This window comes from Azospirillum sp. (assembly GCF_035627195.1).
In the GTDB taxonomy this organism is placed as follows: domain Bacteria; phylum Pseudomonadota; class Alphaproteobacteria; order Azospirillales; family Azospirillaceae; genus Azospirillum.
Genome location: NZ_DASPMG010000040.1, coordinates 17,529 through 37,366 on the forward strand (window position 1 = coordinate 17,529; position 19,838 = coordinate 37,366).

The 19,838-nt window shown below is 66.0% G+C and carries 15 protein-coding genes, 2 pseudogenes and 1 other annotated feature; of the genes and pseudogenes, 11 read left to right on the forward strand and 6 right to left on the reverse strand.

All coding sequences use genetic code 11. The annotated features are described in order from the left end of the window. Window positions 1–11: 11 nt before the first annotated feature. From VED21_RS03235 to VED21_RS03270, 8 genes are all read left to right on the forward strand, one after another. Window positions 12–830: an N-acyl homoserine lactonase family protein gene (locus VED21_RS03235; protein WP_324880871.1), complete on the forward strand. Its 819-nt coding sequence runs from the start codon at window positions 12–14 to the stop codon at window positions 828–830. An 87-nt stretch (window positions 831–917) separates the two neighbouring features. Then, window positions 918–1,553, forward strand: coding sequence for a GntR family transcriptional regulator (locus VED21_RS03240; RefSeq protein ID WP_324880872.1), 636 nt, complete (start codon window positions 918–920; stop codon window positions 1,551–1,553). 52 nt (window positions 1,554–1,605) lie between these two features. Continuing rightward, on the forward strand, window positions 1,606–2,178 hold the full coding sequence (locus VED21_RS03245) for an isochorismatase family cysteine hydrolase (protein ID WP_324880873.1): 573 nt from the start codon (window positions 1,606–1,608) through the stop codon (window positions 2,176–2,178). A gap of 607 nt (window positions 2,179–2,785) precedes the next feature. Continuing rightward, window positions 2,786–4,006, forward strand: a complete 1,221-nt coding sequence (locus tag VED21_RS03250; protein WP_324880874.1) for an FAS1-like dehydratase domain-containing protein — start codon at window positions 2,786–2,788, stop codon at window positions 4,004–4,006. 27 nt (window positions 4,007–4,033) lie between these two features. Beyond that, complete coding sequence (locus VED21_RS03255; RefSeq protein WP_324880875.1) at window positions 4,034–5,206, forward strand: CoA transferase; 1,173 nt, start codon at window positions 4,034–4,036, stop codon at window positions 5,204–5,206. Next, window positions 5,203–6,396, forward strand: a complete 1,194-nt coding sequence (locus VED21_RS03260) for a CoA transferase (RefSeq protein ID WP_324880876.1) — start codon at window positions 5,203–5,205, stop codon at window positions 6,394–6,396. The genes VED21_RS03255 and VED21_RS03260 overlap by 4 nt, the downstream gene beginning before the upstream one ends. 20 nt (window positions 6,397–6,416) lie before the next feature. Then, window positions 6,417–7,289, forward strand: a complete 873-nt coding sequence (locus tag VED21_RS03265; RefSeq protein ID WP_324880877.1) for an FAS1-like dehydratase domain-containing protein — start codon at window positions 6,417–6,419, stop codon at window positions 7,287–7,289. A gap of 23 nt (window positions 7,290–7,312) precedes the next feature. Beyond that, window positions 7,313–8,542: a CoA transferase gene (locus tag VED21_RS03270; protein WP_324880878.1), complete on the forward strand. Its 1,230-nt coding sequence runs from the start codon at window positions 7,313–7,315 to the stop codon at window positions 8,540–8,542. A gap of 212 nt (window positions 8,543–8,754) precedes the next feature. Here the strand turns inward: VED21_RS03270 and VED21_RS03275 are convergent, their stop codons facing one another. Continuing rightward, the gene (locus tag VED21_RS03275) at window positions 8,755–13,125 is read right to left on the reverse strand and encodes a DUF4347 domain-containing protein (protein WP_324880879.1); all 4,371 of its coding nucleotides are present in this window, start codon (window positions 13,123–13,125) and stop codon (window positions 8,755–8,757) included. A gap of 305 nt (window positions 13,126–13,430) precedes the next feature. Then, complete coding sequence (locus VED21_RS03280) at window positions 13,431–13,691, reverse strand: tetratricopeptide repeat protein (protein ID WP_324880880.1); 261 nt, start codon at window positions 13,689–13,691, stop codon at window positions 13,431–13,433. Between the two features lie 204 nt (window positions 13,692–13,895). Between VED21_RS03280 and VED21_RS03285 the strand changes: the two genes are divergently transcribed. Beyond that, entirely contained in the window at window positions 13,896–14,480 is a 585-nt protein-coding gene (locus VED21_RS03285; protein WP_324880881.1) for a GNAT family N-acetyltransferase, read from the forward strand. A 142-nt stretch (window positions 14,481–14,622) separates the two neighbouring features. Next, window positions 14,623–14,926: pseudogene (locus VED21_RS03290) on the forward strand (IS3 family transposase); the annotation flags it as partial. Then, window positions 14,753–14,869: a sequence feature (AL1L pseudoknot), on the forward strand. Its footprint overlaps the pseudogene before it by 117 nt. Before the next feature lie 165 nt (window positions 14,927–15,091). On the opposite strand, the gene VED21_RS03295 reads toward VED21_RS03290, so the two are convergent. Beyond that, entirely contained in the window at window positions 15,092–15,580 is a 489-nt protein-coding gene (locus VED21_RS03295; RefSeq protein ID WP_324880882.1) for a very short patch repair endonuclease, read from the reverse strand. Window positions 15,581–15,668: 88 nt separating this feature from the next. On the opposite strand from VED21_RS03295, the gene VED21_RS03300 reads away from it, so the two are divergent. Then, the gene (locus VED21_RS03300; protein WP_324880883.1) at window positions 15,669–16,817 is read left to right on the forward strand and encodes a DNA cytosine methyltransferase; all 1,149 of its coding nucleotides are present in this window, start codon (window positions 15,669–15,671) and stop codon (window positions 16,815–16,817) included. Window positions 16,818–16,918: 101 nt separating this feature from the next. On the opposite strand, the gene VED21_RS03305 is transcribed toward VED21_RS03300, so the two are convergent. From VED21_RS03305 to VED21_RS03315, 3 genes and pseudogenes are all read right to left on the reverse strand, one after another. After that, window positions 16,919–17,932: an O-methyltransferase gene (locus tag VED21_RS03305; RefSeq protein ID WP_324880884.1), complete on the reverse strand. Its 1,014-nt coding sequence runs from the start codon at window positions 17,930–17,932 to the stop codon at window positions 16,919–16,921. Next, window positions 17,929–19,353, reverse strand: coding sequence for an ATP-binding protein (locus tag VED21_RS03310; protein WP_324880885.1), 1,425 nt, complete (start codon window positions 19,351–19,353; stop codon window positions 17,929–17,931). The genes VED21_RS03305 and VED21_RS03310 overlap by 4 nt, the downstream gene beginning before the upstream one ends. 173 nt (window positions 19,354–19,526) lie before the next feature. Beyond that, window positions 19,527–19,838, reverse strand: a pseudogene (locus VED21_RS03315) (AAA family ATPase); the annotation flags it as partial.

The following is a 19,838-nucleotide window of genomic DNA, read 5'->3' on the forward strand; positions in this document are numbered from 1 at the left end:
GAGGGACGGGCATGGCGAACGGGACCGGCGAACCGGCCGAATATGAGATCTACGCGATCCGCTACGGCACCAACGAGACGCGGCTGCGCGGCCGGAACTTCATCCTCGACGCGCGGCCGGACGATCCGCTGACGATGGATTTCTTCTGCTGGTTCCTGCGCTGCGGGGACCGGGTGATCGTCGTCGACACCGGCATGAACCCGGTGAAGGCGAAGAAGCACGGGCACACCATGCTGCTGGACCCGGTGGCGACGCTGCGCGACTTCGGCGTCGAGCCGGAGCGGGTGGAGACGGTGCTGATCACCCACATGCATTACGACCACACCGGCCACCTGGACGCCTTTCCCAACGCCCGCTTCCACATGCAGGCCGAGGAGATGGCCTATGTCACCGGCCCGTGGATGGGGCGGCGCTGGTTCCGCCACGCCTACGAGGTGGACGAGATCTGCCGGATGGTGCAGCTGCTGCACGAAGGCCGGGTCGACCTGCACGGGCGCGACCGCGCGATCGCCGACGGCGTGTCGGTGCATTGGGTGGGCGGCCATTGCGCCGGACAGGAGATCGTGCGCGTGCGCACCGCGCGCGGCTGGGTCGTCCTGGCGTCGGACGCGCTGCATTATTACGAGGAGTACGAGCGCGGCATCCCTTTCGCCGTGGCCTTCAACGTGTCGGACATGATCGCCGCGCACGACCGCATCCGCGAACTGGCCGACAGCGACGACCACGTGGTTCCCGCGCACGACCCGCGCGTGGCCGCGATCTACCCGTCCGCGGGTGTTGGCTTCGAAGGGAGGGTGCATCGGGTGGACCTGCCACCCAGGTTGCCATGACACGATGGCGTCATGAGATGATATATTGCATTGTGCACTGTTGTGCCTGTAAATGTGGCAGTGGACCTGTCCGGGAAGGATCAAGGCTTGCTGCACCAGACGAAAGAAGAGCGGGTCGCCGATTACCTGCGCGAGGGGATCATCTCCGGCCGCTTTCCGCGCGGGTCCAAGCTGAAGCAGGCGGAACTGGCGGAGATGCTGGGCACCTCCATCACGCCGGTGCGCGAGGCGCTCAAGCTGCTGGAGGCGGAAGGCTTCGTCGAAGGGACGTCGCACCGGGGTGCGGTGGTCTCGCCGCTGGACATCAACGCCACGGAGGAGATCGTCGACCTGCGCGTGACGCTGGAATGCAAGCTGGCGCTGAAGGCGCTGCCGCGGCTGTCCACCGCCACGGTGAACGAGCTGCGCGACCTGCAGGCGCAGATCGAGGCGGCCAGTGCGCGCGGCGACCGCGAGGCGGTGCGGGTCATCAACTACCGCTTTCACGAGCTGATCTATCTGGCGGCGGACCAGCCGATCACGCTGCGCTTCGTGCGCACGCTGTGGGCGCGCTACCCGTTCGACCTGATCAACAAGCTGGCGCACCGCATCGGCCGCGCGTCAGACGAGCATCAGGAGATGATGCAGGCGATCCTCGCCCGCGACGAAGGGGCGCTTCTCTCGGCGCTGCGCACCCACATCCGGTCGGGCTGGGAGGAGTTCAAGGCCAGCATGCAGGGCTGACCGCCGCTTCTCCTGGTCCCGCCGCAACGGACATAAGGGAACAGGAGGACCCATGGCGACCGATTCCATGCTGCTGGTCATGGACATGATCAACGACCTCGTCCATCCGGACGGGGCCGGGGGCAAGAGCTACGTGCCGCTGATGACGGCGCGCGGCGTGTACGGCAACACCGCCCGCGCCATCGCCCGCGCCCGCGACGCCGGCATGATGGTGGGCTATGTCCGGGTCGGCTTCTCGCCCGACTACCGGGAGGTGCCCGACAGCTCCCCCGTGTTCACCCGCGCGCGCGACGGCGGCATCTTCAAGCTGGGCACCTGGGGGACCGAGGTCCACGCCGACTTCGCCCCGCAGCCGGGCGACGCCGACATCGTCAAGCACCGCGTCAGCCCCTTCTACGGCACCGCGCTGGCACCGCTGCTGAGCGCGCGCGGCATCCGCCGCCTCGTGCTCTCGGGCGTGTCGACCAACGGCGTGGTGTCGGCCGCCGTGCGCGAGGGGCACGACCGGGACTTCACCTGCGTCGTGCTGGAAGATTGCTGCGCCGGCGCCACGCAGGAGGAGCACGACTTCGCCCTCGCCGGCCTGCGCCGCTTCGCCCAGGTCACCACCGCCGACGGGTTCTGAGGCGGGGAGGCGGCGGCCGTTGGGTTTTCGGCTTGGGCCTCAACCCAACCTACGTGGGCGGCTCCCGTAGGTTGGGTTGAGTTCTCACCGGCGCTGGCGCGTTAACCCGCAGCGGGATGAAACTGGGATAATGCCCCTCTCCCCTCGCGGGAGAGGGGTTGGGGAGAGGGGGATAGCCGCCGGCAGGCGGAACGTGATTCTTTTCCGCCCTGCCGGGCGCAACCACCCTCTCCCCAACCCCTCCCCCGTCAAGGGGGAGGGGCTATGAGGAGCGCCGGCCCTGTTTAGTTTCTTTCTAGGCGCAAGCCGCAAAACCAACGCTGGACCCTTCAGGGCAACGCCGCCATCGTTTTGAATCAAAGAATGCATCATTTGCGGCGCCGTCGCCTTCGTTGTGAGCGTTTCCCGAAGAAAAATCACTGGAAAGGTCATCATGGCGCGTTGACAGCCTGGCAGAGAATGCATTATATAATGTGCACGAGCTTGGACCGACGTCCTGCGCCGGCGGGAGTGCCCGAGAGGCCCCGCATCCGGCGCGATCCGCCCCCGGCCAGAAAAATTCCGCCGGAAAACTCAGCCAGAAAAACTCCAATGAGGGAGACGAGACGTGACCACCGTTGAGACCGAGACGAAGCCCGTGGTGGAGGTCGGCGGCGCGCCGGCCGAAGGCAGGATCACGGACGAGGCCGTCGCCGCCGCGCGCGAGATGATCGGCCTGCAGCTGCGCCCCGAAGGGCCCTATCTGCAGGACGCCACGCCGGACACCATGCGCAACTGGTGCAACGGCATCGGCGACCTCAACCCGCTGTACCGCGAGCTGGAATACGGCCGGAACAGCCGCTTCGGCAGCCAGATCGCGCACCCGATGTTCCCCATGGCCTTCGGCTGGGTGGGGCGCACGCGCTGGGGCCTGCCGGGGGTGCACGGCTTCTACGCCGGCAACGACTGGGAGCTGTTCCGCCACATCCGCCCCGGCGACCGCATCTCCGCCATCGAGCGGGTCGTCGGCGTGGACGAGAAGGAGAGCAAGTTCTCCGGCCGGCTGGTGCTGCAATACGTGGAGGCCAGCTACTTCAACCAGCACGGCGAGCTGGTGGCCCGGGCGCTCGGCACCTGCACCCGGCACGAGCGCAAGGCGGCGCGCGACGCCGGCAAGTACAAGGACATCAAGACCCACGAATACACCGCCGACGAGTTCGCGCAGATCGACGAGGCGATCATGCGCGAGATGTCGGGCATCCGCGGCGCCAACGTCCGCTATTGGGAGGACGTGAAGGAGGGCGAGGAGCTGGACCCGATCGTCCGCGGCCCGCTGTCGCTGATGGACACCATGGGCTTCCTGGTCGGCAGCGGCCGCGGCCACACCCACGGCGTGGTCTTCATGGCGGCGATGAAGCACCCCGGCCATTTCTTCCGCAACCCGGAGGCGGGCGGCGGCCTGGAGTACACCGGCATCGGCCACCACCGTGAATCCACCGCCAAGGAGGTGGGCGTGCCGGGCGTCTACGACTACGGCCCACAGCGTTCGTCCTGGATGGCCTCGCTGGTCACCAACTGGATGGGCGACGCCGCCTTCCTGAAGCGCGTCCGCACCGAGATGCGCCGCTTCAACACCATGGGCGACACCACCTGGTGCCGCGGCCGGGTGACGCGCAAGTACGTCAAGGACCGCCACGCCCTGGTCGACATCGAGATCCGCGGCGAGAACCAGCGCGGCGAGCTGACCACGCCCGGCCTCGCCACGGTGATCCTGCCGGCGCGCGATCCCAACATCCCGGCCACCATCGACGGCTCGAACCTCGACCTCGAACTGCCGGTCGTGCGCTGAGCGAAGAAACGGGGGGCGCGTCCGGCGATGGATCCACTTCTTCCTCTCAGCGGCGTGCGCGTGGTCGAGACCGCGTCCGCCGTGGCGGCCGCCTACGCCGGGCGGCTTCTGGCGGCCATGGGGGCCGAGGTCGTGCTGGTCGAGCCGCCGGGGCTGTGCCCGCTGCGGCGGGAGGCGCCGATGCTGGATGCGGAATCAGGCACCGGCGCCCTGTTCGCCAGCCTCGCGGCCGGCAAGAAAAGCGTGATCCTCGACCTGTCCGGTGCGGAAGGGCGGGCGGCGTTCGACCGCCTGCTCACCGGCGCGGACATCCTGGTGGACGACACGCCGCTGGCCGACCGTCCGGCCCTGGGGCTGGACCGCGAGGGCATCGCCGGGCGCCACCCCCACCTTGTCCATCTCTCCATCCTGCCGTTCGGCGCGGAGGGGCCGAAGGCCACCTGGAAGGGCACGGAGATCAACGTGCTCCATGCGGCGGGGGAGGGGGCACTGCTGCCCAACGGCCTCTCCGCCGATCTTTTTCCCGAGCGTCCCCCACTGAAAATCGCCGGCCACTTCGCCGAACGCCAGGGCGGCGTGGCCGGCGCCCTTTCCGCCCTTGCCGCGCTGTGGTCCGGGATGGGGCAGTTCGTGGACGTGTCGGTGCAGGATGCCAACCTTGCGGTCGGCGCCTTCGCCATCCAGCGCTACGGCGACGGCTCGGTCGAGCACCGCTCCACCCGCTCCTTCCGCTACGGCGGCGTGGTCGCGTGCGCCGACGGGCATGTCGAGCTGCTGACGCTGGAGGAGCACCAGTGGAAGGGCCTCGTCACGCTGCTGGGCGCCCCGGACTGGGCGACCGACCCGGCGCTGTCGGACGCCGCCGAACGCTCGCGGCGCGGAGCCGAGATCAACGCCCGCATCCGCGACTGGGCGCGCCACCACCCGGTGGAGGAGCTGGTGCGGCGGGCGCAGGCGCTGGGCGTGCCGATGGCGCGCTACAATTCCCCCGAACAGGTGGTGTCCGGCGCCCATGAGCGCGCCCGCGGCACCTTCGCGGACTTGCATCTTCCCGGCCTGCCGCCGCTGCCGCTGCAGACCGCACCCTTCCGCTTCGGCCCCGACCCCCTGCCGCTCACCGGGCCGCCGCCGGCACCGGGCGCCGATCAGGCGCTGCTGGAGGAGGGCGCCGGCACCATCCCCTGGAGGGCCACCGCATGAAGCCGCTCGCCGGTCTGCGCATCGCCGACTTCACCGTCCACGCGGCCGGGCCGTTCTGCACCCACATGCTCTCGCAGCTCGGCGCCGAGTGCATCAAGGTGGAGAGCGCGCTCCGCCCGGACATCTTCCGCAAGCCGCACACCGTCTACGGCCGCCTGGGCCCGGCGACCTTCGACCAGGTGGCGTCGAACAAGCTGTCGGTCCGCCTCAACCTGAAGCATCCGGAGGGGATCGCGCTGGCCAAGCGGCTGGTGGGCGTGTCGGACGTGGCGGCGGAGAGCTTCCGCGCCGGGGTCATGGCGCGCCTCGGCCTGGGGTACGAGGCGCTGCGCGCGGTCAAGGCGGACATCGTCATGGTGTCCATCTCGTCCTGCGGGCAGACCGGCCCGGATTCCCACTTCGCCGGCTACGCGCCGCTGTTCGGCGCGTGGGGCGGCGTCGGCACCCTGACCGGCTACCGCGACGGGCCGCCGGTGGAGATGCGCCACGTGATGGACCATTCGGTCGGCCTCAACGCCGCGCTGGCGACGCTGGCGGCGCTGCACCGGCGGCGGCGCACGGGGCAGGGGGCGCACGTGGACGTCGCCGCGCGCGAGGTCGCCTCCTCCCTGGTGGGGGAGGCGCTGCTGGCCGCCGCCGCCGGGATCGCCGTCGGCCGCATGGGCAACGAGGACCACTGGCGCGCCCCGCACGGCCTGTACCGAAGCCGCGAGGAGGACCGCTGGATCAGCCTGTCGGTCGGCGGCGACGCGGAGTGGCGGGCGCTGGCCAGGGTGATGGGCCGGCCGGACCTCGCCGCCGACCCGCGCTACGCCAGCCAGCCGTCGCGGCACGCCGCCCGCGAGGCGCTCGACGGCCTGCTGGCCGGCTGGTGCGCCACGCAAGGGGCGGAGGCGGCGGTGGAGGCCCTGCAGGCGGCCGGGGTGTCGGCGCACGTTTCCTGGACGGCGCGCGACATCGTCGGGGATCCGCACCTGCGCCGGCGCGGCGCCGTGGTCGAGGTCGCCGAATGCGATGGCGGGACCCGCGCCGCCGTCGGCGCGCCGGCCCGCTTCAGCCGCTCCGCCAACCCGTCCATCGAGCGCGGCACGCCGGGCCTGGGCGAGCACGAGGCCTACGTCTTCGGCGAGCTTCTGGGCCTCAGCACCGCCGAACAGCGGCGCCTTATCGACGACGCGGTCATCCATTGATTTGTAGAGGATTGGGTTCCATGACCACCGCCTCCCCACCGGCAGCCGACGACCCCGGCGCCGCCATCGGCCGCACCGAGCGGCGTTCGGGCCGGATCGATCCCGAACGCGCGGCGGCGCTGGCCGCCACGCTGGACCTCGACGCCATCCCCGGCGACGGCCGGGCGCTGCCGCCCGGCTGGCACTGGCTGTACTTCAACCCCTTCGTCCGCCGGGGCGAGATCGGCGCCGACGGCCACCCGCGCCGGGGCGGCTTCCTGCCGGACGTGGGGCTGCCGCGCCGCATGTGGGCCGGCGGGCGGCTGACCTACCACGCCCCGCCGCCGCTCGGGGCGGAGGCGGAGAAGCGCAGCGAGATCACGGACGTGAGCGCCAAGTCCGGCAAGGGCGGCCGGCTCGTCTTCGTCACCGTCCGCCACGAGATCCACGCCGCCGGCACCCTGTGCGTGGAGGAGGAGCAGGACATCGTCTACCGCGAGGCCGCCGTCCCCGGCACCCCGCCGCCGCCGTCCACCCCGGCGCCGGAGGGTGCTGAATGGTCGGAGGAGGTGGTGCCCGACCCGGTGCTGCTGTTCCGCTATTCGGCGCTGACGTCCAACGGGCACCGCATCCACTACGACCGGCCCTATGCCCGCGACGAGGAGCATTACCCGGATCTGGTGGTGCACGGGCCGCTGACCGCCACGCTGCTGCAGGGGCTGGCCGCGCGCTGCCGGCCGGAGGCGCGGCTGCACCGCTTCTCCTTCCGGGGCGTGGCGCCGCTGTTCGTTTCGGCCCCCTTCCGCATCGAGGCAAAGGCGGGCGAGGCGCCGGATGCGCTGGACCTGTGGGCGCGCGGCCCGGACGGCGGGCTGGCGATGCGCGCCGAGGCGCGCTTCGCGCCGGCCCATTGAGAAAATACGAAGAGGAACGGGAGATGTTTCAGAAGGGCGTGCTCGCCGGGCGGCGGGTGATCGAGCTGGGGTCGATGATCGCGGCACCGTTCGCCACCCACATCCTGGACGAGCTGGGGGCGGAGGTGATCAAGATCGAGCCGCCGGAGGGCGAGACGACGCGCCATCTGGTGCGCGGCGGCCCCAGCGGCACCTTCATCGCCTACAACCGGGGCAAGAAGAGCCTATGCCTGAACCTGCAGGCGGAAGACGGGCAGGCGGCGTTCCGCCGGCTGGTCGCCGGGGCCGACGTGGTGCTGCACAACCTGTCGCCCGGCGCCGCGCGCAAGCTGGGCGTCACCTACGAGGCCTGCGCGGCGCTGAACCCGAAGATCGTCTTCTGCCACATCCGCGGCTATGGCGCGGGGCCGATGCAGGAGGAGATCGCGTCGAACCCCATCGCCGAGGCGGCCACCGGGGTGATGTTCTCCAACCGCGTGAACGGCCGGCCCTCGCGCCTGGGGCCGTCCTACCTCGACCAGTTCGCCGGCTGTTATGCGGTGATCGCCGTGCTGGCGGCCCTGCTGGAGGAGGGCGGCGGGGTAGGGCGGCGCAACATCGCGTTCGGCCTGTACGAGACCGGCCTGCACATCGCCGCGCGCGATCTGGTGGGGGTGCAGCTGAAGTCGCACCTGCTGGGCCGGCCGGAGACCGAGCCCTCGCCGGAATTCGCCATTCCCGGCTATGGCGCCTACGAGACGCGGGAGGGGCGCTGGGTCTACATCGTCATGCTGTCGGACGAGCACTGGCGCCGCTTCTGCCGCGCGGTGGAGGTGGAGGCCGACGCCGACCTCGCCACCCTGCGCGACCGCCGCCGCAGCCGCGACCGGGTGGAGGCGCTGGTGCGCGACGCCGTGCGGCGCTGGGATTACGGCGCGCTGTCCGAGGCGCTGTCCGCCGCGGGCGTGGGCCACACCGAGGTGCTGTCGGCCGACCGCGTGCTGGAGGCGCCGCAGGCGCGCGAGCCGCGCAAGTTCTCCGACGTGCCGTTCGCCGACTACGGCTTCCAGGCACCGGACTTCCCGGTGCCGGCCTGCCGCGACACGGAACCCTTCGGCCCGCCGCCGCGCCTGGGCGAGCAGACCCGCGAGGTGCTGGCCGGCCTTGGCTACGGCGCTGCGCAGATCGACGCCATGATCGCCGCCGGGGCGGCGGTCGCCGCGCGGACGGACACGCCGCTGTGGGCCAAGGCGACCGGCGGCGACCTGTCCTGATCTGGTATCCGTAGCAGCGAACGCGTGGATGAGACCGGCCTTACGGTTGGCCGGCGGGCGGCGGGTCGGCGATATTGGGGCGATGCCGATGGGCATGCATGGCCGCCGGTGGCGCCTTCCACGCGATGGCGCACCGCCAGCTTGCCTGAACGCGGCGTCGGTGCGGCGGCGCCGGCCGTGGCGTGAGGGCGTGAGCTGACGCCCGCGCCTGATCAGTTCGGCACCACCAGGATGTCGGTGTGGCTGAGCGTCCGGACGTTGAGCGTGGCGACGGTCACGGCCACGCCGGCACCCGCGCCGTCGGCGTCGAAGGACAGCACGCCGGTGCGCGTGTTGAACACGAACGTCGCCCCGGCCGATGTGGGGTTGTCGAGCGCGAAGTGGCTGGCCGACAGCGCCCCCGCCGGGATGTTGCCGAAGTTCGGGCCGGCCACGGCGATCCTGTCCACCCCGGCCTCAAAGTCGGCGATCACGTCGCCGCCTTCCTGCGGCGCGCCGATGCGGAACACGTCGGCGCCCTGGCCGCCGGTCAGCGTGTCGGAGCCAAGGTTGCCGGCCAGCAGGTCGTCGCCCTGGCCACCGAACAGAACGTCGCTGTCCTGCCCCCCGAACAGCGTGTCGCTGCCCAACTGCCCGTACAGCACGTCGGCCGCGCGGTTGCCGTAGAGAACGTCGCCGTCCTGGCCGCCGAACATCGTGTCGGCATCCTGGCCGCCGAACAGCGTGTCCAGGCCCTGGTTGCCGTAGACCATGTCGTCCTGCTGGTTGCCGTACAGCGCGTCGTTGCCGATGCCGCCGGTCACCGTGTCCAAGCCGGTGTCGCCGTACAGCACGTCGTCGCCGCCTTCCGAACCGACGAAGTCGTTGCCGCCGCCACCACGCAGCGTGTCGTCGTCGGCGCCCAGCACCATCCACTGATCCGCACTGTCGCCGGCGACCACCTGCGAGCCCTCGCCGCCGGTCACGCGCACCGCGCCGACCACGGCGGCGAAGTCGACGTTCTGCAGCTGGATCACCGTGCCGCTGGGCAGGCTGGAGGCGTCGATGACCACCGCCTGCTGCTGCGTGCTCCCTGTGGCCGGGGCGGTGCCGGTGATGACGATGGGCTGGCTGGGTGGGGCCGCGGGATTGGCCACCACCGGCACGATGGTGCGCACTGTCAGGTTGGTGGTGGGCGGCAGCACGTCGAGGAAGCTCTGGCCGACGCCGGTCATCGCCGACTGGTCGCCGGGCTGGTTCTGGGTGCGGTTCTGGATGGCGCGGATCAGGCCCTGCACGCCGCTGGCGGTGGTGGTCGTGCTCTCCACCGTCAGGCCGACACCGACCGGCACGTGCGCGGTCAGCAGGTCCTGCCCGCCGCTGTCCCGGGCCAGCGGGATGTCGGCGTTGGGCGTGGCGGCGTTCTGCTCCGTGCGGCCCGCCGTGACGACGGGCACCACCAGCGTGTCCGTGCGCGTGCCGTCGCTGGCGGTCTGCGTGGTCTGCTGCACGGTGACGCCGTCCACCGTCTGCGTCGTCGTTGGGGGCGTCGGGTCGGACGGCGGCGGTGGTGGCGGCGAATCGTCGCTCTGGATGGTGCCCGCGGCCGTGCCGGTGAGGATCGTGGCGCCGGTGCTGGGGTTGGACAGCACGACCGAGAACGCCTCTGCACTCTCCACGACGGTGTCGCCGGCCACGGCGATGGTCAGCAGCGCCGAGGTCTCGCCCGCCGCAAAGGTGATGGTGCCGCCGGGAAGCGAACCGCCTACGAAGTCCGCACCATCCACCGGGACGCCGGTGACGGCGTATACCACCGTGGTCTCGCCGGACGTGCTGCCGCTTCGGGTCACGGTGAAGGTGAAGGCGCTGGTCCCGGCGTTGCCCTCGGCCTTGTCGGCGTCGGTGGCGGCGATCGACAGCCCGGCGTCGTCGGCGCGGATGGTGCCGGACGCCGTGGCGGTGGCCAGCGTGGCGCCGGCACTGGGGTTGGACAGCACGACCGAGAACGCCTCGGCGTTCTCCACCGCGGTGTCGCCCGCCACGGCAATGGTCAGCAGCGCCGACGTGGCCCCGGCGGCAAAGGTGATCGTGCCGGTCGGCAGCGACCCGCCGACGAAGTCGGTGCCGGCCACGTCGCCGCCGGCCACGTCGTACTGCACCGTGGTCTGGCCGGAGATGTCGCCGGCCCGCGTCACGGTGTAGGTGAAGGCGGTGGTGCCGGCCGCGCCCTCCGCCTTGTCGGCATCAGTGGCGGTGATCGACAGCGCCGCGTCGTCGTTGCGGATGGTGCCGGAGGCTGTCCCCGTGGCGATCGCGACGCCGGTGCTGGCGTTGGACAGCACGACCGAGAACGCCTCGTCGCTCTCCACCGCGGTGTCGCCGGCCACGTTGACGGTCAGCAGGGCCATCGTCTCGCCCGCGGCGAAGGTGACCGTGCCGGACGGCAGGGCGTTGCCGGTGAAGTCGTCGGCGCTCACCGCGCCGCCGGTCACGGCGTACTGCGCCGTCGCCGTGCCGGTGGTGTCGCCGGCACGGGCCACGGCGAAGGTGTAGGCGGTCGAACCGCCGTGCCCCTCGGCCTTGTCGGCGCCGGTGGCGACGATCGACAGCGTGTTGTCGTCGTTGCGGATGGTACCGGACGCCGTCGCCGTGCTGATTGTGGCGCCGGTGCCGGGGTTGGACAGCACGACCGAGAACGCCTCGTCGCTTTCCGGCGTAGTGTCGCCCGCCACGGCAATGGTCAGCAGCGCCGATGTGGCACCGGCGGCAAAGGTGATCGTGCCGGCCGGCAGCGACCCGCCGGCGAAATCGGCGTTGGCGATGCCGGCGCCGGTGACGGCGTACTGCACCGACATCGTGCCGGACGTGCTGCCGGCCCGCGTCACGGTGAAGGTGTAGGCGGTCGATCCGGTGTTGCCCTCGGCCTTGTCGGCGTCGGTGGCGGTGATCGACAGCGCCGCGTCGTCGTTGCGGATGGTGCCGGCGGCCGTGGCGGTTGTGATGGAGGTGCCGGTGCTGGCGTTGGACAGCACGACCGAGAACGCCTCGTCGCTCTCCACCGCGGTGTCGCCGGCCACGGCGATGGTCAACAGGGCCGTCGTCGCCCCGGCCGCGAAGGTGATCGTGCCGGCCGGCAGGGCGTTGCCGACGAAATCGTCGGCGCCGACGCCGGTGCTGGTCACGCCGTACTGCACCGTGCTCTGGCCGGAGACGTCGCCGGTGCGGGTCACCGTGTAGGTGAAGGCGCTGGTGGCGGCGTGGGCTTCGGCCTTGTCGGCGTCGGTGGCGGCGATCGACAGCCCGGTATCGTCATTGCGGACGGTGCCGGTGGCCGTGGCGGTGCTGATCGTGGCGCCGGTGCTGGGGTTGGAAAGCACGACCGAGAAGGTCTCGTCGCCCTCAACCGTGGTGTCGCCGGCGACGTTGATGGTCAGCAGCGCCGACGTGGCGCCGTCGGCGAAGGTGATGGTGCCGGTGGGAAGCGAACCGCCGACGAAGTCGGCGCCGTTCACGTCGGAGCCGCCGACGTCGTACTGCACCGACACGGCGCCGGAGGTCTCGCCGCCGCGCATCACGGCGAAGACCAGCGCCGTGGTGCCGGCGTTGCCTTCCGCCTTGTCGGCGTCGACGGCGAAGATCGACAACGCCGGCGCGAAATCGTCGTTCTGGATGAGGCCGGCCGCCGTCAATCCGCTGTATTGGAAGGTCGCCGTCGTGGCGTCATAGGAAGGCCACCCGACCTCGGCATAGGACGCATCCGAGGGGTCCTTCGCCAGCACGACCGAGAAGGATTCGTCCTCCTCCATCGTGGCGTCGCCGTTGACATAGACGGTCAGGGAGGCCTGGGTAACGGCGTCGGGAAAGACGATCGTGCCGGACATCGACTGCCCGGGCGCGAAATCGCTCGCGTCCACGCTCGGCCCGTTGCCCGTGATCGTGTACGCGACGGTCGTCACGCCGAAGGGCTCGATCCGGTTCGCCGTAAAGACGAAGGCCTTGCTTCCCGCATGGCCCTCGACCTGCGCCACGGTGTCCGGGGCGAAGATCACGAAGGGGTTCGCGATCAGCACGCCGGCGAAGGCATCGCGGGCGGCCTGCGAGAAGACGATGCCCGTCGTCACCGGGCCGACCCGCACGGGCAGGTCCCAGTCGCCGCCCAGCGCCGCAGCACCCGTGCGCGTGGCGCTGGCGGCCACGGCGGCGCCGGTCGCGGCGGCGAAGTCCTCGACGAACGTCACGCCCTCGTCACCACTCGCCACGTCGCAGCCGTACAGCAGGATGTCGCCATCCGCCGCCAGGGCGCTGCCGATCACGGCGAGTGCCGCGCGGTAGCGGCCGATGGACGCGGCGTCGAGCGTCGCCGTTCCCAGCGCCAGCCGTCCCGGCGCGCCGTGGCTGACGATGTGCAGCGACGCGAGGTCCGCACGCCCAGCCAGGACCTGCGCCATCTGCGCGACACCGTCGCGGCCGGCCTCCAGGACCACCACCTCGGCCGCTTCGGGCACGCCGGCCATCAGGGTCTGCCGGTCTTCGACCCCGGCGTCAATGAAGACCAGGGACTTGGCCCGGAACAGTGCACGGTCGGAAATCGAAGATGCCGTCATTGTATTCGCCCGATGACTCGAAAAGACGCCACGACACAGGCGCGCGCGCCGTCGCGCGTACGCCACGACCCCAGAATACGGCGGAGATTACGTTTTGATTTCGCCCGATCGTTTTCACAAAGCGGTCCGCCCCGTACAGCGCATGACCATGCCTGTCCGAGCAAAAGGCGGATTCTTGGGATTGGGATAGGGCGAGCGGACGGTTCTTATTGCTCCGGACACATACACTGATGTGCTGCAACGTTAGCGTGCTATGAGGTTCGGGTACAACGATACATTTGTGACGGATTGTGACGCGCCGCCGGTCAGGCCGGCAGGATGTCCAGCGGCGGAAGCGCGTCCTGGGTAATTGCCGCGCCGCGCATCGGCTTCACCGCTTCCAGGGCGCGCCGCATCAGCGCCGCCGCACGGGCGTGGTCCCTGGCCTGGTACGCCGTGGCCCCCAACAGGTTGAGGGCATCCGGGTAGGCGGGATCCAGGCTCAGCACGCGGCGGTACACCCTGGCCGCCTCGTCGCACCGTCCGGCCCGGTGGTGCTCCACGGCGCGGCGGATGCTCTTGGTCACGGACGCCTTGTCGGCCTTCGTATGAACGTCCGGCTCCACGTGCGGGAGAATTGTGTGCGAAAGAACGGTGTCAGGCAGGCTGGATAGTATTCCCGCTTGCCCGCCCGTCAACGGACGCCGGTTCCACGCGGCTGACGCGGCCGGGCAAGGTTGCTATGCTTCGCGGCGCACCGTCATCGCCCGGATTTCCGGATCCCACAGGTCATGGACATTCCCATCGTTCTGCGCAAGGCGACGCCCGAGGACGGGCCGTGCCTTGCGCCGCTCATCCTTCTGGCCGGTGACGGAGTTCTGGAGTTCTGGACCTGCCTGGGCAGCGGAGACGCTCTGCGGCGACGGCTGGCGGCGATGGTCGCCGACGCCAGCGGCCCCTACTCCCATGCGGCGTTCGTCGTCGCCGAGGCTGGTGGAAGGATCGCCGGCATCGCAAGCGCCACGCCGGCCACGTCCCTGCCCCTGGACGATCCAAGCGGTGTTCCGGCCGACCGGCTGGAACACCTGCGCCCCCTGCGACAGGCCTGGGATCCAGGCAGTCTCTACATCTCGTCGCTGGCGGTGGATCCGGTTCAGCAGGGCCGGGGTATCGGCCGGCGGCTGCTGGGGCATGCCTGCCGGCACGCGCGCGACACCGGCTTCAACCGGGTGACGGCGCACGTGTGGGCGGACAATACGGCTGCCCGCCATGTGTACCATGAGCAGGGATTCGAGCCGTTCAGCCATGCCGCGATCCCCTGGCACCCGCTGCTGCCGCATCGGGGCGGGACTCTTCTGTTGCGCCGCTTCGTCTGACGCCGAATCGTGGGTTCTCGGATGTCTTGTGCGAACGGACGTGAAGCCGTCGCATCCGTGCGATCGTCTCCGCCGTCAACATCCCTGTCTGAACCGCTCCGGGTTTCCCGAAGGCCCCGTTTCTTCAGAGCAGGGAGTCATCATGACGAAGAAGGCATCGCCCCAGTACGCCCCTGAAGTCCGCAAACGCGCGGTTCGGATGGTGTTCGAGCACTGAAGGCGAGCACGCTTCGCAGTGGGCGGCTCGCGAACGAGGTCCTGCGCCAAGCGTCGGCGTATTACGCTCAGGCGGAGCTCGACCGCCCGTTCAGGAAATGATCGCCTTCATCGACGCGCATCGCGCCGTCCACGGGGTCGAGCCGATCTGCAAGGTGCTGCCGATCGCCCTGTCCACCTATCACGTGCACGCCGCCCGCCGGGCCGATGCGTCCAAGGTGCCGGCCCGCGGGGCCGGTTCCCCACAGCTCCTACACCACTGTCGGTTTCGGGCTCAAATGGCAGGGGCGACAGCCGGATGGTCTCGGTCTGAGGGCAGTTCGCAGGAGCTACTGCTGCCTTTTCGCGAGAGGAATCCCCATTTCAGCATTTTAAACGAGATGAAAAGTCCAAATTTACTGCGCTTTAGACAAGTTGTTTTCGGCAAGAACGCAGCCTTCGCGACGCCTTCGTTCGCAATTCGCGTCTAATCGGCGCTTACCGAGAAACGACAACACCCGCTCCTCAAGAGCGTCAATGTCCTTTGTTTCGCACTCCCACACAACCATTACACTCCACCCTCGCCCCCGCAGATCTTCCATTTGCCTCAAATCCCTTTCTATGTTTCTGTCTATTTTACTGTTCCAATACATAATATTTGTTTTTGGCCGCGCCATCCCTCTTCGGCAGCTATGCCCATGCCAGAAGCAGCCATTTATCAGGATTATCTTCTTCCGAGCGCTGAAGACTAAATCTGGCGTGCCGGGCAGCCCCTTCACGTGCTTCCTGTACCGATATCCCAGGCGGTGAACGAGTCGTCGCACGATCAACTCGGGACGGGTATCCTTGGGACCAATGCTCGCCATCAGACGGCTTCGATCATGCCGACTTAGATGATCTCCCACGCTCCCCGCCCTCCACCTTTTTCGTCGACACAGAGCCAAGGTCAAGCTATAAATTCCAGATTCGGCTCAATGTCTCTCAGGAACGTCCGTGTCTAACAACAATTTACTGATAGACCTGTTCTGCGGCGGCGGCGGATTCTCACTTGGAGCGCATTATGCAGGGTTTGAAACTGCGCTAGCAGTGGACGTTAACGCTACGCTTTCAAGCTCAATCCCGCTGAACTTTCCGCGTGCCAAGTTGGTTAACACCGACCTTGCCGAGGCCGATATAGCGAAACATCCCGATGTAGCGGGCAAGCCTATCACAGGAATTATAGGCGGCCCTCCTTGTCAAGGTTTTAGCATGATCGGCAAGCGAGAAGCCTCAGATCCTCGCAACCTTCTCGTCGGTCACTTTTTCCGGAACGTGGCAGCCGTGAAGCCTATTTTTTTTGTTATGGAGAATGTTCCAGGGATTCTGGAAGAGGACAATCGCAAATCCCTTGATCTAGCAATGGAGGTAGTTGGCGGCCTATACAAAATAGTAGGGCCGCTTACCATTGACGCCTCGGAGTACGGCGCAGCAACGTCACGCACAAGAGTAGTGATCATAGGATTTAGAGAAGAATACTGCGACGCCTTTGACGAAACCGACTTTGAGGTTTTCAAAACAAAGAGGAAGCCCACTGTCCACGATGCGATCGCCGATCTACCAGGGCCGGCAGCAGCAGAACTTCTCAAAGATGAATTCGAGTGGGCCTGCTATCCACAAGAAGGCGGCGAGAGAGTTAGCAGATATGCAAAGGCAGCTAGAGCGCTACCCAAATATAATCTTGGGTGGAAAGTTGCAATTGAGCAACTCAAGCAGGGACGCCTATCTGGAAATCAGGTTACCGTGCATTCACCGGAAATCGCGAAGCGCTATGCAGCAGTGACTGGCGGAAAACGCGACTCAGTGAGTAAGTCATACAAGCTCGAGTGGACGTCTCAATGCCCTACTTTGCGCGCTGGTACTGGACCAGATAGAGGATCATTCAATGCTGTACGCCCGCTTCACCCTGATGAAGGCCGTGTAATTACAGTTCGTGAAGCGGCTCGCCTTCAAGGCTTTCCTGATTGGTTTGTCTTTCACCCAACAAAGTGGCACAGCTTTAGGATGATTGGGAACAGCGTCTCTCCCTATGTCTCTAGAGCAATACTCAAGCTTATTGCGAGTAAGAGTGGCGCCCAGAAGATTGAAATGCCGGACGCAGCCTGAACTGCGTTTTCAATTGCGCAAGCCGCGAGGCGGGGCCATCATCCAGCATGTAGAAGCCCCGCCTCTCCAGGCTACCGCAGGCAGAAGACGACACCCAAAGCCTAATACGAAACTTGAAGAAAGCTCGGATAGCGAAGATAGTGATCCACATACTCTTGGATCAATCGCTCGCATACCGCTTCTTTAGAGTCCAACTTAAATGGAAGCTTAGAAGATATTTCTTTTACGGAACCACTGAAAAGCAGCTGATCGATTGCCATCCGTTCCTGAACGGATAGGTCAGGGATGCTGATTTCACGAACATCATCCCAGTTCCCGGAGAAATACGGCCAATTTTCAACAGTATCCGGCATCGGCTTCGGGTTCTTCCTGTCCACAATCGCCAGAGTAACGGTCAGCATCTGGTGCCGTCCATCGCTGTATCGAAATGCGCTAATTGGTTCCACGCGCAGCGACATCGCCGCCCCTTGCAAACCTTCAAGCACAGCAATACGAATAGAGCTTAGGAGCAGCCGCGCAATGCCCTTGAGCGTCATATCTCTCTTGGAAAACGGCTGCGCTTCGCCAACCGGAAAGAACCTGCCAAGCTGCTTTTGCAACCGAGTAAACGCTGCTTCCTGGAAGGCACTTGTGGTCTCATAGGCCTCCCGAGTAGCCAAAGTATGAATCGCTGCGTTTACGGTTATGCGAACTACATCTCCTGCCATGAGGCGCCCAATCAACGCAGCCACCTCGGAAAGCTGCTGCTCTCGTTCCGCAGCCGCTGCGTAGTCAAGCCAAATGATCCAATTCTTAGCCTCGAAGTCAAGAATTATATCGGAATAGTCTGTGATGAAGTCGCCCGATCTCATTTTGAGACATTTAATAAGGGAGATCGGCTTATTGAATTTTTGCCGAGAAAGCACAGCATCATCATATTCGATAGAAAGGAGATCTGTAATGCCGAGCCTTGCGTGGGCGGCCTTCAAGTCGACGAGGAACGGCCCTCCGAGAGTAGCATATCCATAGGACTCCAAGTCCAACTTTGATATATATCGCTCCAAGAACTCGAAAAACAGCTGTCGGTCGACGTGCTTGTTTGCTCGCAAATGATAAGGAATACCACCGCCACTCATTTCTTCCGCGCCTTCTCAAGCTGAATGTCGAAGCACCGCTCACCAACTTCTTTCGGCTTGACGGCCGCATCATCAAACAAAAATTCAGCAACAGCCTTCACATCCTCTTCCTTGCGCAAGAATACAATCTTTTTAAGCGGGTTGGGATCCTTGGGTAGCTTTAGCGGAGGAGAATACTTGAAACCCTCGCCGTATTGGCTTACCTTTTGAACCTTTACCCATTTATCATCAGGCACACTAAGGGCAGAAAGCGATGGCATCTTGGGCTGAGCATTGGCAAACACATCCGCATTCAGCTCAGACTGGCCCTTCCATTTATTGGTAAAGTCGATAAATTTTCGCAGCCCTTCGATCATATAATCTAGAACGACAAGATAAACCTCAGATGACGTGTTAATACCTCGTTTTGTTGTCTTGAGAGGGAGATTGAAGGAATGCGCGCTCCTCATCGTGACGGTGCCGCCAATTGAGCTAAACTGAGTATGATATTTCGGGATATTTCGAATTCCCCATCCAGTGACAGCAGTTCGGTCGGCATGGAGCACAAGACGATCGTTGCATACGATATTCCAGCCAGCCTGCTCATTATCAGTTTTAGGAAACTCCAACTCTTGCTCCTCGTCCTCAACAAGTTTATCAAGAGCGGGAGGAGATCTGTAGAAGCCGACAAGAATTTCGACCTCAACGTCGCGTATGATGCCGCGAAAGAGATATGGGTGTATCGATGCAGTGTCCATGTTCGGGGGCACCAGCAAGCGAATATCCTTAGGCTTAACAGGAGCTCCGTTAAGCTCCACAGAGAATCCCTTCCCAATGATTAAGGTGTACAGTCTCGATATGTCCTCATGCAAATCCTTAAAAAAATTCGAATCAGCACTCTCGAATTGGATCGCAATGTACTCATGCAAGCTAGTCACTTCAATTTTGGTGCCGCAGCTCTCGAGCGCTCCAGCGTCGTCCTGAAGATCCAAAGTCCACAAATCCTCCTGGGCCATCCATTCAGGAGATATCTCGACGCTATATGAACCTTCAATCGTAGTGGAGGTTACCTTGGCGCTAGTTCCCATCTTGAATATGGCACGCTTCATTCCTATGCCATACATACCAATGGTTTGAAGATCATCATCTCGCCCGTCGTCCGGGCGCCCTAAGCGAAAGGCACTGTTTACTGCGATGTGCCTAGGAATACCCCCGCAGTTATCTTGGATGGAAAAACCATCCTTGCTAAAGGATATCCTCGCCCAAAATCCATCGTACGGCTTTTCTGGATCCTTTGGCGGGCTGTCCTTGAGGACACGCATTACGCCGTCCATCGAGTTATCGATTAGGTCGAGAATAGCATCCTTCAACTCGATGTCTCTCGTGAGCATCGAGACGAAGAACCGCTTCGTCGGACCGGCCTTGATCGGCGTCGTGGTCATCAGGATCTCCTACGAGACACATACATACAGGATATCGCTGGCATCACAGTTCACATAGACACACGCGGATAGTGCATGCCGCGCAGGGGAAGTGCCACAAAAAAGAGTAGTTGAACGGCAGAAGGCAACGGAAGAACAATGAATGCTCCGTCCCTTCTAGCGCGCGAAGCAGGTCACCGCGCCGCCCTCCGGCGCTCGCTCGGCATCACCCAGGGCACTTGGTCCAGCGTCCCCATGTCGATGGTCTCCCGGCCGGTGTGCACCGCCATCTCGGCGGCGAGCGCCAGCAGCTTGCACGTCTCGCCGGTCAGGCCCTCCGACATGCCGTGGATGCGGCTGACCAGCTCCTTGGAGCGGAAGTTGCTCTCCTGCTTCAGCTCCAGGCGCTGCACGTAGCGGGCGATGAACAGCGCGTAGTCCTTCGACATCGCCCAGCGCGGGATGCCCATCGGCTCGAACCGGTTGCCGAGCTGCTGGTCGGTCTG